The sequence below is a fragment of the Seonamhaeicola marinus genome (genome assembly GCF_008085455.1).
Window position 1 is genome coordinate 1 of the sequence record NZ_VSDQ01000272.1, and the last position, 493, is coordinate 493.

Annotated in this window: 1 protein-coding gene; it reads left to right on the forward strand. The window is 34.7% G+C overall.

What is annotated here, in order from left to right; translation table 11 throughout:
* The coding region (hisE, locus tag FUA24_RS03915) for a phosphoribosyl-ATP diphosphatase (RefSeq protein ID WP_148540147.1) at positions 1–427 on the forward strand (427 nt) is incomplete at its 5' end.
* Positions 428–493: the final 66 nt, after the last annotated feature.

Consider the following 493-nt stretch of genomic DNA (forward strand, 5'->3'; position numbering starts at 1 on the left):
AGGCGAGGAGAGCGGTAACTTTTTAAATTTGGTTGAACTTAAAAACGATTGTGATAACGATTCGTTGTTAATTCAAGTAAATCCTGCAGGACCAACGTGTCACAAAGGCACAGGGAATTGTTGGGGCGAAGAAAACACACCTAATTATGGGTTCTTTTCAACTTTAGAAACTATTATTGCAGAACGTGTTGCTAATAAAGATACTGCAAAATCGTATGTGGCTAGTTTGTTTTCAAAAGGCATTAATAAAGTAGCTCAAAAAGTAGGCGAAGAAGCCGTAGAAACGGTTATTGAAGCTATGGATAACAACGATGCGTTATTTTTATACGAATCGGCCGATTTGTTATTTCACTATTTAATGTTACTTCAAGCCAAAGGCTTCACTTTAAAAGATATTGAAGCCGAATTAAAAGGCAGACACAAATAAACTTTATACGCGTTTTTATCGTATATTTTAGGAACCCAAAAATCTTACATTAATGTTTTCCTATTT